Annotated in this window: 5 protein-coding genes and 1 pseudogene; 1 reads left to right on the forward strand and 5 read right to left on the reverse strand. The window is 74.1% G+C overall.

The annotated features are described in order from the left end of the window. Positions 1-94: 94 nt before the first annotated feature. Entirely contained in the window at positions 95-358 is a 264-nt protein-coding gene (locus tag ACFYW5_RS15005) for a sigma factor-like helix-turn-helix DNA-binding protein (protein ID WP_389417387.1), read from the reverse strand. A 175-nt stretch (positions 359-533) separates the two neighbouring features. Here ACFYW5_RS15005 and ACFYW5_RS15010 point away from each other — a divergent pair, with 175 nt between their 5' ends. Beyond that, positions 534-671, forward strand: coding sequence for a hypothetical protein (locus ACFYW5_RS15010; RefSeq protein WP_389417388.1), 138 nt, complete (start codon positions 534-536; stop codon positions 669-671). Positions 672-704: 33 nt separating this feature from the next. On the opposite strand, the gene ACFYW5_RS15015 is transcribed toward ACFYW5_RS15010, so the two are convergent. The 4 genes and pseudogenes from ACFYW5_RS15015 to ACFYW5_RS15030 form a co-directional block, all read right to left on the reverse strand. Continuing rightward, positions 705-1,088, reverse strand: a complete 384-nt coding sequence (locus ACFYW5_RS15015) for an alpha/beta fold hydrolase (protein ID WP_389417389.1) — start codon at positions 1,086-1,088, stop codon at positions 705-707. Positions 1,089-1,136: 48 nt separating this feature from the next. Continuing rightward, entirely contained in the window at positions 1,137-1,451 is a 315-nt protein-coding gene (locus tag ACFYW5_RS15020) for an alpha/beta fold hydrolase (RefSeq protein ID WP_389417390.1), read from the reverse strand. Positions 1,452-1,706: 255 nt separating this feature from the next. After that, positions 1,707-7,214, reverse strand: a complete 5,508-nt coding sequence (locus tag ACFYW5_RS15025) for an amino acid adenylation domain-containing protein (RefSeq protein WP_389417391.1) — start codon at positions 7,212-7,214, stop codon at positions 1,707-1,709. Positions 7,215-7,494: 280 nt separating this feature from the next. Then, positions 7,495-13,581 (reverse strand): annotated as a pseudogene (locus tag ACFYW5_RS15030) (SDR family NAD(P)-dependent oxidoreductase); the annotation flags it as partial. Positions 13,582-13,666: the final 85 nt, after the last annotated feature.

The following is a 13,666-nucleotide window of genomic DNA, read 5'->3' on the forward strand; positions in this document are numbered from 1 at the left end:
TTTCCGGTGACGGTGGATGCCTCCTACGACGACCTGCCCGAAGCCCTGCTCGACCTGGCCCGAAGCCGCTGGTCCTTTTCGGCTGAGCACCGCGTCAGTTCGCCCGGTGACCTCGTGCGGCGAGTGCCTTCTTGAGGGCTCGCAGGGCGTAGTAGGAGCGCGACTTGGCGGTGTCCGGTGGGATGTGGAGGTGGGCGGCGACCTGGGCGACGCTGCGTTCGAGGTGGTACAGGAGGCGGATGATCTCCCGATGCTGCTCGGTGAGATCGTCGAGGGCGTCGGTGACCAGGTGGGAGGTGAGCAGACGCTCGACGTCGTCGTCGGGGGCGGTCGCGTTGTGCAGGGTGTCGGGGGCCACGGTCTCGGGGGGCGGAGGCCGTCTGGGCCGCCGGGTACGTGAGTCATGCGGGTGTCCGGGCCGTGCGGGAGCTCCGCGGTCCGCCTCGTGGGGTGGCGTCCTCATCCGTGATCGGTGTGTGTTCCGTAGCGGACTCACACTGCGGGGCGGGGCTTGGACGAACCTTGCCGCCACCTTGCCGCAGCCCGAATTCCCCTTGTTGAAGCCCGGCCTGGTGCGGCGGATCGTCGAACTCGCCACCGGGCGCCCGCGTTACGCGCCCGGGGCACCGGACCGGGTACGGCTGCTGGACACGGTCGGCCGCCTCACTTGAGCGCCCCGACCCGCGGCATCCCAACGACGCCGCTCAGCGCAGCGAGTCCCAGAACGTGGTCAGCTCCCAGGCGCTGTGCTCGGGATCCTGCAGCATCCACCAGTGCCCGAGATCCGGCAGTCCGACATGGCGCGCGCCGAGGAGTTCGGCGGTCTGCTCGGACAACTCGGCGATCTCGACGTGGTCCTGCTCCGGGATCAGCACCAGGCCCGGGCTCTTCGGTGTGCCGGTCGTCGCCCCCCAGTCGGCGAACACGTTCGGGGTGGCCGACCGGTAGAGCGAGAGGATCGCGTCACACATCGTCCGGTCCAGCCGACCGTTCATGGCCAGGGCGTGCTCCGCGGGCACACCCCAGCCGCGCAACGCCGTCGCCGTGCTCTCGGGGTGGTCCGCCGGAGTGGTCAGCGCGTGTTCCATGAGCGCCTCGCCCGCTGCCGGCGTCTGCCAGATCCGGGCCAAGTCGTGTCAGACGTACGAGGGGTGGTAGACGCAGGCCACGTCCATCACCCAACTGCGCAGCGGAACCGCCCCGTTTGTGGCGGCCCTGGCGGTCAGCAGCGCACCCCAGTCGTGACCGACGAGGTCGATCGGGCCGTCCAGCTCCTTCAGAGCGTTGGCCAGCCAGTCGGCGTAGAACTCCTTCGTCGGGGTGGCCCCCTCCGGCAGCGGGGCGCCGAAGCCGGGCAGGGACAGCGTGACGCTGTCCCTGCCGAGCAGGGGACGCAGTTCGTCCCACACCTCAGCGGTCTCGGGAACGCCATGAACCAGGACGACGGGCATGGATGGGCTCCACTTCGTTGAACGACACCCGATGCACGCGTCCTGCGCCGCACCGGTGGATACATCACTGACTACGTGCGGAGTGCGAGGTTATGTCGATCCGTTCCATGGGGGTATAGCCGGGCGCGCGGCAGTAACCTCGGCCGCCACCTACCGTACGAAGAGTTGTCCCGCGGGTGTCGACGAACTGCTCGATCCGCTCACCGCAGCCGAGCGGAGCGGACGCTTCGGTGACGTGCTGACTCCGTCGCACCGTCACCCCCGCAGCCGACCGACCCCCTCCGCCAGCGGTTCCACCACCTGGCCGAGCAGATGCAGCGGCCCGGCCGTCACTCCGGCCTCCTCCACGGCCCGCCAGTAGGCCAGGGCCGTAGGAGCGTCGACCAGGCCCCGTACCAGGGGTACGTCCACGCCGGAGGCGTGCAGCAGGGACTCCGCTCGGCAGGATGCCAACGTGCCCGCGATCCCGTACGCGGCCGTGGCCTCGGCACCCGCGACCGCCTCGGGAAGCCCCGCCGCCAAGGTGCGCCGGGTGTCACCGACCGTCAACAGCCCCCCGCCGACCACAAGTACATCCGCCCGATCCCGCATCCTCGCCAGGGCGCGGTCCGTGGCGAAGCAGTGCGGGAAACTGTCGTCCACGACGACGGCACCGGGCCGCAGCCGGTCCACGTCGATGAGGTCCCGGTGCCCGCTGACCGCCGCGACGACCAGCCCGGCCCCGTACACGGCGTCGGGCAGGTCCGGGTCGGAGACGTGGACGGCGACCTCATCGGCCAGCCCGCGTTCCCGCAGCGTGCGGGCCAGTGCCCCAAGACGTGGACTGCTGCTGGGCACGTCACACAACATGAGCCGGGCGGGCGGCCGTTCGGCCAGGGTGAGCAGCAACTCCAGCGACGAAGCGCCGATCGAGCCGAGCCCCACCACGGCCACCTCCAGGTCGGACAGGTCGCCGCCGGTCGCGGCCAGCGCCGCGTGCACCGTGCTGACCACGGAGACGACGGTGGTCGCGTGCCCGGTGGTGACGGACGCCGCCGCGGCCCGGTCGGCGCGCAGTACGTCGAAGCCGTAGCCGGTGAGGGAGGGGATCATGCCGGCCAGCGAGACGCACCGGGCGCCGAGCTCTGTAGCCGTTCGCACGGCCCCCACGGTGTGCGCGACCAGCGTGCGATCGCCGACGAGTTCGTCGGCGAAGAGCGGCAGCGCCACGAAGCCGGACCGGCCCAGCGGCGTGGGGGTCGTCTCCAGCAGCCGCGGCTCGCCGCCCGGGAACAGCAGGCGGCGGATGTCCTCTCGGGTCGAAGGGGTCTCCGGCAGACCCGCCAGCCGGGCCAGATGGGCGGGAGCGGGGAGATAGCCGACGAGCGCGGCGTCCAGCTCCTGGCCTTGGGGGCGCGCGACCCGCCGTACGGGTCGGGGCTCGGAGGCCGGCACCGTACGGACGAGCCGGTCGCGCAGTTCGTCGGCGAACTCGGCGAGCGCGTCCGTATCGAAGGCCGCCGCCGCGCCCCGCACGGTGATCTTCAGCCGGTCCCCGTCGGGCCGCACCGCGAGGAACACGTCCGTCCCGGCCGCGGGCGGAGTGAAGCCGCTGTCCTCCTCCTCGTCCCAGGACACGGCCAGCACCTCCCCGCCCTGCGGGCCGAGCGCGCCGAAGTCCAGGAAGGTGAAGAAGAACTGCGACGTCAGCGGCAGCCCGCTGGTGTCACGCGGTACGACGTCCTCGTGGACGCGGGCGGCGACCGTCTCCTCCACCACCCGGCGCACCCGGGACGCGACATCGTCGCCCCGGGGCGCTGTCACGCCCGGCCCGAAGGGGCGGACGGCGACAGCGGTGGCGAACGGCCCGAAGACACGGTGGATGTCGGGCAGGGGGTGGTCCCGCCCGGACACGGCCACGCCGATGACCAGGTCCTCCTGGCCGGTGCGGGCGGCGAGCGCCGCGTGGTAGGCGGTGAGCAGCGGCGCGTACAAGGTGGCGCCCGTGTCGGCGGCGAGCTTGCGGAGCGCGCCCGTGACGGTGGCGTCCAGGTCGAAGCCGTGGGAGTGGAACCCCGGTGACGGAGGCATGGAGGCCGCCGCCGGAGCGGCGCGCAGGACCGGCTTCGCGTACGGCGCGGACAGTGCCGCCCGCCGTTGCCGCGCTCCCTCCTCCTCCGCCTGCGGACCCCCGGCCCGCTCGGCGAGACGCTGCGCGAACGCGCGGAAGCTGCCGCGCAGTTCGGGCAGCGCGGGTGCCGCACCCCGGCTGAGGGCGTCGTACACCACGGTCAACTCCCCGAGCAGCAGGGCCGCGCTGTAGCCGTCGCCGATCAAATGGTGGGCGTGCACGACGAGTACGTGGTCGTGCGGCGTCAGGGTGAGGACCCGCAGGCGCAGCAACGGCCAGGCCCACGGCTCGAAGCGGCGGCGCCGCTCGTCCGCCACCCGTTCCGCCAGCTCCGCCGTCCCGGACACGGTCGTGAAGTCGACGGGCAGCCGCAGCGACGCGGGCAGTTGCTGCTGAATCGGCGGCCGTACCCCGGCCGGGAAGACCGTGCGCAGCATCGGATGCCGGGCCACCAGGGTGTCCACGGACCGCTGGAACACTTCCCGGTCGAGCGGGCCGGTCAGCCGCACCCGGGCCAGCCAGGAGCCCCCGGTACCGGGGGCGAGCGCCTCGGCGAGCAGAAAGCCGCGCTGACTGGGGGTGACCGGGAAGGCTGCCGGTACGACGAGGTCTGCCGGGAGGGACGGCTCTCCGGGACCGCCGTCGGCGCCAGCCGGTTCCGCCTCGGCCGCCGCCATGTCCTCGGCCGCCGCTTTGTCCATGGCCGCGGCCAGCGCGGCCAGGGTGCGGTTGCGGTACACGGCGGTGGGCCTGGGCAGCGGACCGCCGCCGTGCCGGGCGAGCCGGTCGAACACCTGCAACGCCAGCAGCGAATCGCCGCCCAGCTCGAAGAAGTCGTCGTCCGGTCCGACCCGTTCGACGCCGAGCAGCTCGCACCAGATGCGTGCCAGCCGTTCCTCGGTGTCACCGGTGCGGGACCGGGGCGCCTCCGCCTGCGGCGCCTCGCCCCGGGCGGGCAGCAGGGCCCGCCGGTCGACCTTGCCGGTTCCGGTCAGCGGCAGGGCGTCCAGGAGGGTGATGCGGGCCGGCACCATGTACGGCGGCAGCGTCTGCGCCAGATGACGCCGCAGCGTTACCGCGTCCACGTCCCCACCACCCTCCGCGTCCCCACCACCCTCCGCGTCCGCCCCGCCCTCCGCGTCCCGGAGCACGACGAACGCGGACAGCCGCCCCTCACCGGCCAGTACGACCGCCTGTGCCACGTCCGCACGGGCGCGCAGCGCGGCCTCCACCTCGCCCGGCTCGACCCGGTGGCCCCGTATCTTCACCTGGTCGTCGAGGCGGCCGACGAACCGCAGCACACCGTCGGGCAGCACCTCCACACGGTCACCGCTGCGGTACCAGCGACGCCCGTCCCGTTCGGTGAACGCCGCTCGGGTCAGGGCGGGGTCGCCGAGGTAACCGGCGGACAGTCCGACGCCACCGATCAGGAGTTCACCGGTGCCGCCCGGACCGCGCGGCTCACCGTCGGGTCCGATGACGAGCAGTTCGGTCCCGGACAGGGCACGGCCGATGGGCAGGGCCCTGACCTCCTCGCCCGGGCGCTCGGTGACGATGTGGTAGGTGGCGTTGATGGTGGTCTCGGTGGGCCCGTAGAGGTTGACGATCGTCTGCCCGGGGCCGAACAGGTCGTACCAGCGACGCACCCAGTCCGCCCACAGCACCTCACCGCCGACGTGGACCAGGCGCAGCGCGGACAGATCCGGCAGCGGTCGGCCGCGCCGGACCAGTCCCTCCGCGGCGGTCAGCAGCCGTTCCCACAGCGACGGCACCGAACTCCACACGGTGATCCGGGCCCGCGCCACGTGGTGCAGCAGCAGTTCCGGGTCCCGTACGAGGTCGCGGTCGGTGGTCACCACGGTGGCACCGGTGAGCAGCGGCGCGAGCAACTGGCGTACGGAGGCGTCGAAGCAGGGCGAGGATGTGTTGGCGAGCCGGTCGCCGGGGCCGTACGCGAAAGTGATCGTGGCCCAGTGGAGGTAGTTCTCCATGGCGCGAAAGGTGATGGGCACCGCCTTGGGGCGGCCGGTGGAGCCGGAGGTGAAGATGACGTACGCCGCCGCGTCGGCGTCGGCTGTCTCGCCGGGCCCGTCCGCTTCCTGCCCGTCGTCCGGCCCGGTGACGGGCACGGCCGTCAGCGTGGTGAGCGCCCGCGCCGCGGCCTCGGTGCTCTCGTCGTGCACGACGACGCGCACTCCGCACCGGCCCGTCTGGTCGACCAGCCGGGCCGCCGGGTGCTCGGCGTCCAGCGGCACCCAACCGGCGCCCGACCGGAGAATGCCGACGACGGCGACCACGGTGGTGGGGCCGGGCGTGGTGAGCATCCCCACCAGGTCACCTGGCCGTACGCCGTTCTCCCACAGCCGCCGGGCGAGGGCACCGGTGGCCGCGTCGAGCTCCCGGTACGTCAGGGCGCGTCGGCCGTCGTCCACGGCGACCGCGTCGGGTGCGGCCCGGAACTGCTCCAGCAACCGGCCGACCAAGGCCGACCGACTCACGCCCTCCGGTCCGGCGGATGTGCGTGCCAGCGCCTGCGACACCGGCCCGATCGCCGCGCAGCCGCGCAACTCCTCTTCGAAGGCGGTGGCGAGGTGGGCGATCGTCGCCTGCGTGAAGAGGCGTTCGGGGAAGTTCCAGGACAGGCGCAGCGCGGGCCCGTCCTCCCAGCAGAGCAGGTTCAGCCGGGTCGCGGCCGAGCCGGTGCCGGCCGCCGTGGGCCGGACCTGGACCGGGCAGTCCGGGTCCAGGGGAGCAGGGAAGCGGGCGAAGCTGAAGCTGGCGGGGCTCACCGTTCGCGGCCCCGAGGGGTCGCCGGGCAGCAGGCGGGCGAGGTCGAGGCTGCTGACGGTGGCGTGCCGCTCGCTGTCCAGCCAGGCCAGTCGCACGCGTTCGGCGACGTGGCGGAGCGGCTCGTCCGGGTCGGTCTCCAGCAGCAGCGGCAGGGTGTCGGCGAGGGGGCCGACCAGTCGGTCGAGGCCGGGCAGCCGGGCGTCGCGGCCCGCGCGGGCGACGTTCACCGCGATGTCGTGCTGTCCGCTCCAGCGCGCCAGGCAGCGGGCGTAGGCGGCGAGCAGGAGGTGGAAGAGGGAGACGTTCCAGCGGGCGGCCCGTTCGCGCAGGACGGCGACGAGGGCCTCGTCCAGGAAGCGGTGCTCGGTGACGAGCGGGCCGGGGCCCTCATCGGGGTCGGGGCGGCCGTCGTAGGGCAGGGGCATGGGGGAGCGGCCCCTGAGGCGGGCCGTCCAGTACGTGGTGTCCTCGGCGCGGGCGGAGGGCGTGCCGCCGGTGGCGAGGGCGGCGAAGTCCGCGGTGGGCGGCAGCGGGGTGGAGGCGCGGCCCAGGGTGAGGCCGGTGTAGAGCGTCCAGAGTTCCGTGCCGAGGACGTTGAGGCTGTAGCCGTCGGCGGCGACGTGATGCGCGCACAGCACCAGATGGGCCACTTGGGCGTCTTCGGTCAGCAGCAACGCCCGCAGTGGAGGTTCGCCAGTGAGGTCCAGCGGCCGATTGGCCAGCTCCGTCTCCAGCGCTTCGAGGCCGCCTTCGGGGCACGGCCGCGTCTCGAACCACACGGCCGGATCGGCACCCGTCGTCACCGTCTGGTGCGGTACGGGGGAGGGGTGGGCGTCGTCCTGTCCGAGCCGGATGCGCAGCATGCCGTGCCGCTCGGCGAGCGCGGCGAGGGCGCGGCGCAGCAGGCCCGGGGTCGAGGGGGCCGTGGATGGTCTGGCGCACCCAGCCCCGTGCCGGGGTTCCCGGATACAGGACGCTGCTGGTGTGCAGGGCCAGTTGGACGGGGGTGAGGGGGAACGGCGTGCCTTCCGGGACGCCGCTCGTCGGGAGGGTGGTTGCGTTCGTGTCGGAGGCGGCGGTGTCCAGGTGGGCACAGAGTTCCCGCACCGTGCGGTACTCGAAGAACAGCGTCGTCGGCAGCTCCCTGCCCAGCGTGCGTTCCAGTCGCCGGACCAGGTCGACCGCGGTGAGCGAGTCCAGGCCGAGGGAGAGGAAGGGCGTGTCTTCGTCGACCGCCTCGGCCGGCAGGTGCAGGGATTCGGCGAGCAGGGTGCGCACGAGGGCGCGGGTGCCGGATCCGGATACGGCGGAAGCAGGCGCGGGCACCGGGGTTGGTATCCGGTGCCGAGGACGCCGTACCGCTGGCGCGTGACCGTCGATGTCGGCGAGTACGAGCTGCGCGGTGTCGGCGGCGCATGCCGCACGCAGTGCATGCAGCGCTTCGGCCGGTGCGAGGGGTGTGCCCCCGGCGTGCAGAGGCATGCGCTCCGCCGCGGTGGCGGCCAGCCCCGTGCGGGCCACGGCGCCAAGGTTCACAGCCAGCCAGCGGCGCCCGGCGGCACGCTCGGCCGCGGCGAAGGCGTCGAGGTAGGCGTTGGCGGCGGCGTAGTCGCCCAGCGCGCCCGCGGCACCGGGGAGGACGGACGCCACCGAGGAGAAGGCCACGCACAGGGCCGAGCGGTGCCCGTGGCGGTGGAGGGTGCGGGCCAGCAGGCGGGTGCCGATGGTCTTGGCGGCCAGTGAACGGCCGGTGTCGGCTTGGCTGGTGCCCCGCAAGGAGCCTGGAACGGCCACCCCGGCCAAATGGAACACGACGTCCAGCGGCGGGAGTTCGGCGAGAAGCGCGTCGAGCCGTCGTTCGTCGGTGACGTCGGCCTGCCGATAGCGGGCGTCGGCGCCGAGTTCGCCGAGTTCGGTGAGCAGCGCGGCCGGTGGCCGTGGGGAACGGCCGGTGAGGACGAGAGTGGGGCGGCCCCGCCCGGCGAGGTCCCGGGCGAGCGCGGCACCGAGGCCGCCCGCGCCGCCGGTGATCAGGTAGGTGCCGTCCACGGGCAGCCGGTCCTCGCAGTCCGCCACGGTGTCACCGGGCCGAGGCTCGATCCCCCGCAGCAGCCGCGCACCGCCGCGCCAGGCGGCCACGGCCACCTTCTCGCCCGGCGCCCCCAACTCGGCGACCACGCCGGCGAGTTGCTGCGTGGCCGTGTCCCGGGACGACAGGTCGGCGCAGACCAGCTCCGCGTCCTCGGTCTCCTCCGGGAAGGCGAGCGCGAGCCCAGTGAGCAGGGCCTGTCCCGGACGCGGAGTCGCCTCACCGTCCGCGCCGGTGCGGTGGGCGTCCTCGGTGAGGAGCAACAGGCGCTTGGCACCGGCCCGGTCGAAGAGCCGCAGGGTGTTCCGGAAGGCGGCCGCGGCGTCCACGCCCGAGTCGTCGTCCGCCCGCCCCGTGAGGTGGACGACGGTGTGCGCGGACGCCGTACCCGCCTCGGCCACCGGTACCCCGCACTCGGCCAGCCGCGCGGACAGCTCCCGCACCGCATCGCCGTCGGGCCCCGCGACCAGGGTGACCGGCACCGGTCCCGGCGGCTCGGAGAGGGCAGTGGGCGTCCAGGCGACCCGGTGCAGCAGCCGGGCGGCGGCGTCAGGTCCGGGCCAGTAGGACCGCCGCTGGAAGGGGTAGGTGGGCAGCGGCACCCGGCGTCCCGTCGGGGCGAGCGCGGCGTGGTCGACGGCGACACCACGCGTCCACAGCCGGGCGACGGTACGCAGCAGCGCACCCCTGTCCCACCCGTCCCCCTCACGCGCGGCGGGGAGGGCGGAGAGCGTGACCGGCGCCGGGCTGGACCCGTCGGCGGCCAGACGTACGGCGCTCGGCAGATCGGTGCCGGGCCCGACCTCCACGTACGTGTCGAAGCCGTCCTCGACCAGGCGCCGCGCCGCAGCGGCGAACTCCACCGGCCGCAGGGCGTGTTCGCGCCAGTGAGAGGCGTCGGGGGCGGGTGCCCAGTCGCCGGTGAGGGTGCTCAGCAGCGGTATCGCGGCGGCCCCCGGCGGCAGGGCGCGGGCGGCGTCGTACAGCGCCCGCGCGGCCGGTTCCATCATCGGTGAGTGGAAAGCGCGCGTGACGCTGAGCCGTTGCACGGAGACGCCCCGCCCGGTCAGCTCGGCGACCGCGTCCTCGACCGCGCGCACGGTCCCGGACAGCACCAGCCGGCCGGGGGCGGTGCGGGCGGCGACGCTCAGCGCGCCGTCCGACGCGGCGACCAGGGCGTGAACGGCGTCGTCCGCCCCGCGTACGGCGGCCATCGCGCCCTGCTCGGTCAGCTCGGCGAGGAGCCGGCCGCGTTCGGCGGCGAAGCGGACGGTGTCGGACAGCGGCAGCAGGCCCGCCGCGCAAGCCGCGGCCAGTTCCCCGACGCTGTGACCGGTGACGGCGTCCGGTACGACGCCCCAGGCGCCCAACTGCCGGGTGAGCGCCACGGCGTAGGCGATCAGGACGGGCTGGGTGATCTCGGTGCGCGCCAGGTCGGCAGGGTCGACGCCGGGGTCGGTGCACCAGTCGGTGAGGGTGCGGCCGGACAGCGGGCCGAGGTGTGCGGAGGCCTCGTCGAGGGTGTCCCGGAACACGCCCGCGGTGGCGTACAGGCCCGCCGCCATGCCAGGACGCTGGGTGCCCTGACCGGGGAAGAGGAAGGCGAGGCGGGGGCGCGCCTGGACGGTGCCGGTGGACGGTTGTCGCGTGGTGTCACTCGCCGAGGCCAGGGCGGTCAGCTGTGCGCGTACGTCACCGTCGCAGACGAGCGCGAGCCGGTGCGGGGCGTCGTCGCGGGCCGTGCCCGCGGTCAGGCACAGGTCGGGCTCGGTGATGTCCGGGCGGGCGGCCAGGTGGTCGGACAGTTCCCGGACCAGGGCGCGCAGGGCGGGTGGGGTGGTCGCGGAGAGCGCGAGGAGGTGGGGCCCGTCCGTCTGCGTCTCAGGGGTACGGCTGAGGGGTGGCGGCGCCTGCTCCAGTACGGCGTGCGCGTTGGTGCCGCCGAAGCCGAAGGCGTTGACCCCTGCCATGAGCGGGCCCCCTGAAGGCGGCGCGGGCCAGGGGACGAGCCTGCCGGGCACCTGGAACCCGGACCCGGCGACCGGCGCGGCGGGCGGGTCGGCGTGCAGTGAGGGCGGTACCTGGCCGTGCTGCAGCGCCAGTACGACCTTCACCAGGCCCGGCAGCGCGGCGGCGTTGAGCAGGTGTCCGATGTTGGTCTTGGCCGAGCCCAGCAGACGCTGGTGCCCGTCGGGCAGAGGGGGGAAGGCGTGGGCGAGCGACATCAGCTCCACCGGGTCGCCGAGGGCCGTGCCGGTGCCGTGTGCCTCGACGTACGTCACGTCGGCCGGGTCGACGGCCGCGGTGGTGTGGGCGGCGGTGATGACCTCGCGCTGGCGGGCGGGGTTGGGTGCCAGCAGGCTCAGCGAGGTGCCGTCGTTGTTGACGGCGGTGCCGCGGACCAGGGCGAGAATCTCGTCGCCCGCCTGCTGTGCGTCCGTCGTCCGCCGTAGAACCAACACCGCGCCGCCCTCGCCGGGCACGAAGCCGTCCGCGGCGGCTCCGAAGGCGCGGCTGCGGCCGGTCGGGGACAGGGCCTGCGCGGCGTGCAGCATGCGGTGCGCGGTCGGCGTGAGGTGCAGGTTGACGCCGCCGACGAGGGCGATGTCGCACTCGCCGTCCGCGAGGCTGCGGCGGGCCAGGTGCAGGGCGACGAGGGCGGACGAACAGGCCGTGTCCACGGCCAGGGCCGGACCGTCCAGGTCGAAGCTCTGCGCGATGCGCGCGGCGAGGAGGTTGGGCAGGTTACCGGTCAGCGCCGCGGGCGGCAGGTCGGTGCCGTGTGCCCGCTCCAGGAGTTCCCGGTAGCCGCTGTCGCCGGTCGTGGCGAACACGCCGATGCGATGAGCGCGGCGGCGCGGACCGGCGTAACCGGCCCGCTCCAGGGCCTCGTGCGCCAGTTCCAGCAGCAGCCGGGCCTGTGGGTCCAGGGCCCGGACCTCTTCGTCGCCGATCCCGAAGCGAGCGGTGTCGAAGTCCGCCGGGTTCTTCAGGAACGCTCCCCACCGGGCTTCGGGCATCTGCTCGCCTTCCCACCGGTGCGGCGGTACCGGAGTGACGAGGTCCCGCCCTTCGGCGAGCAGGTGCCAGTACTCGTCGGGGGTGGTGGCGCCGGGGAAACGGCAGGCGAGACCGACGACGGCGAGGGTGCCGCCCGTACCTGTGTTGCCTACTCGGGAGGACGTCATGGCCTGCCGTGCCTGCGACTTCGCCTCCGGTTCGTCGAGCAGGTGGTCGACGATGTCGGCCACCGTGTCCGCCCCGGCGCGCAGCGCCGACACCTCCAGGCGGCGGCCGAAGGCGTCCTCCAGCGCGGCCAGTACCTCCATCGCCTTCAGCGAGGTCCCGCCGAGCGCCCGGAAGGACACATGGGTGCCGATCCGCTCGACGGGCAGCCCCAGCACCGCGGCCCACACCTGGCGCACCGTCCGCTCGGCCGCGGCCTGCGCCCGGGGCACATCGCGCTCGCCGGGGTCGCGGGCCACACCACCGGGCGTGCGGAGCACGACGTGGGGGAAGCGGCCCGCCTCGAACCGCTTCCGCAGCGCATGGCGGCGCAGCTTGCCGCTGGTGGTGCGGGGGAAGCGGCCGGGCGGCAGGGCGACGACCCGCACGTCCTCGTGGAAGAGAGCCTCGCCCACGCGGTCGGCGACCCGTCGCAGCACCTCGTCGGCCGAGCGCGGGGGACGTGCCCAGGCGACGCACACCAGCACCCGCTCATGGCCGGTGACGGGGTCGGTGGACCCCACCACCGCGGCGGTGCCGGGCGGCAGCCCGGGCGTCGTGGCGGCGACCTCCTCCAGGTCGGCGGCGTGGTACTTCAGCCCGTTGAGGAAGAGCACGTCCTTGTGCCGGCCGCTGACGAACAGGCGCCCGTCCCGCAGAAAACCCAGGTCTCCCGTGCGCAGCCAGCCCTCGGTGCCGAAGGCGGCGGCGGTGGCGTCGGGCAGCCCCAGGTAGCCGCGGGCGAGTTGGGGTCCGCGCACCTCGATGTGGCCCACGCGCCGCTCACCGAGCACCTGTCCGGCGTCACCGACGATCCGCACGGAGCAGCCGGGCACGGGACGGCCGAGGTCCATGAGTTCGACGGCGCCGTCGGCCGCGTCGGGGGAGGCGTCCACCACCCGGCCGCGGCTGAGCGCGTCCCGCTCCACCGCCAGCGGCACGGCCACCTCGCCCGACGGCGGGAACGTCACGGCCAAGGTCGCCTCGGCGAGCCCGTACACGGGCTGAAGGGCGTGCGCCGCCAGTCCCGCGAGCCGCGTGCGGCGGGTGAAGTCACGCCAGACGGTGGCGGAGATCGGCTCGGCCCCGACCACCACGCGCCGGACGCTGCGCAGGTCGAACCGTGCCATGTCCGCCTCCGTCGTCCGCCGGACGGTCAGCGCGAGCGCGAAGTTGGCGGCCGACAGATGGGTCGCCCGGTGGGCGGTGGCCTTCTCGAACCAGAGTCCCGGCCGCCGGGCGAACGCCGACGGCCCGATCTTGACCTGCCGGGCACGGGCGGCGAGCGGCGCGAGGTGCGTGCCGATCAGCCCCATGTCGTGGAAGTACGGCATCCAGCTCACCACCACGTCGGCGGCGCCCAGTTCGGATACGGCAATGATCTGGCGCAGGTTGGCCGTCACCGCCGCATGGGTGAGTTCGATGCCCTTGGGCTGCCCGGTACTGCCCGAGGAGAACTGCACGAACGCCAGATCACCCGGCGCACCCGGCCGGACGGCGTCCCCGAGCTCCCCGTCCGGCAGCCGGTCCACCCGCAGTACGGCGGCCTCGGCGGGCAGGTGCCGCGCCGCTTCCTCCCCGGCCGCGTCCACGAACAGGTGCGGTCGGCCCAGGTGTTCCCACACGGGCGCCACCCGGCGGGTGTCCGCGGCGAGCGGCACGGGGACCAGACCGGCGCCGACGAGACCCCAGAACATCATTTGGAAGTCCTCGCTGCGCTCGGCGACCAGCGGCACACAGGTGCCGGGCGCGACACCGGCCGCCCGCAGCCCTGCGGCCACCCGCAAGGCGTCGGCCAGCAGTTGGCGGTAGGTCACGGCCAACTCGCCCCCGTCGCCGCGCACATGCAAGGTCACCTGCTCGGGGGCCTGGCGGGCGGCGTCCAGCAGGACGTTCCACAGGGTGTCGTTGCTCATGTCGTCTGCTCACACCAAGTCGAAGCCCTGCGGCAGGGCGGGACGGAGACGGCTCCGTCGTTCATGTTCGAAACCGATATGGATC

It is taken from the genome of Streptomyces sp. NPDC002779 (assembly GCF_042888685.1).
Taxonomy (GTDB): Bacteria; Actinomycetota; Actinomycetes; order Streptomycetales; family Streptomycetaceae; genus Streptomyces.

Coding starts and splice junctions, on each gene's coding strand:
- ACFYW5_RS15015 (WP_389417389.1), bottom strand. CDS start 1,088: ATGGAACACGCGCTGACCACTCCGGCGGACCACCCCGAGAGCACGGCG.
- ACFYW5_RS15020 (WP_389417390.1), bottom strand. CDS start 1,451: ATGCCCGTCGTCCTGGTTCATGGCGTTCCCGAGACCGCTGAGGTGTGG.
- ACFYW5_RS15025 (WP_389417391.1), bottom strand. CDS start 7,214: ATGCTGCGCATCCGGCTCGGACAGGACGACGCCCACCCCTCCCCCGTA.